At 29.5% G+C, this 738-nt stretch carries 2 protein-coding genes; both read left to right on the forward strand.

Annotated features, from left to right (window positions below; genetic code table 11):
• Positions 1-193, forward strand: a 193-nt coding sequence (locus AJ884_RS10175; protein WP_261660592.1) for a DUF5675 family protein, incomplete at its 5' end; no start/stop codon positions are given.
• Positions 194-424: 231 nt separating this feature from the next.
• A partial coding sequence (locus tag AJ884_RS08060; RefSeq protein WP_070286586.1) for a hypothetical protein occupies positions 425-738 on the forward strand: 314 nt, incomplete at its 3' end.

A 738-nucleotide genomic window follows, 5' to 3' on the forward strand; every position in this document is an offset into this window, starting at 1 on the left:
AAGTCGTGCAATTTTAATACACTGGGGAAACACTGATAAAGACACACAAGGTTGTATCTTGCTAGGACTTACCAAAGATAATAATAATGAAAGTGTCGGTCAAAGCAGACAAGCTTGTAAAGAATTTTATGATTTGGTGTATGGTAAAAATCTTGAAGACATTAAATTAGAAATAACAAATGAATTAGCATAGAAAGGAGAAAGAAATTTAAGTAGGTTACCAAATAATCCCCTAAAAGGGGACAAGACTAATAAGCCTTGACAATAATTATACATAAGAGTATAATTATAACGATTATTTGGTGATATGTAGTCATAAAAATCACCCACTTTCAAGGGTAAAATTTAGCCATAGGGGGTCAGACCTACGGCTAACCCTTAGGGGTATTATATAAAAACCTTACTTAAACTTCTAAAACAAAATATGATAAATCTTTTATTTGGAAATGCAAAGCTTTATATAGCCTTAGCTTTAATGGCAATCTTAACAGGATATTTTTATCTAAGACTTGATAGCACAAAGGCAAAATTAGAAAAAAGTCAAAATGATTTAGCCTTAGCTTTAGAGATTAATAAAAACAACGAAGCAAGGCTAAAAGAACTTACGCAAATTCATAAAGCAGAATTAAAAGCAATCAATGAAGCAAACAATCAAAAAAACGAAGTTAAAGAAAGGATAGAATATGTTAAAGAATACATTTATAAAAGCAATGAAAATAATATTACCAAGCTTTTTAA

Origin of the sequence: Campylobacter sp. BCW_6463 (assembly GCF_001762785.1) — a bacterium.
GTDB classification, from domain to species: Bacteria; Campylobacterota; Campylobacteria; order Campylobacterales; family Campylobacteraceae; genus Campylobacter_D; species Campylobacter_D jejuni.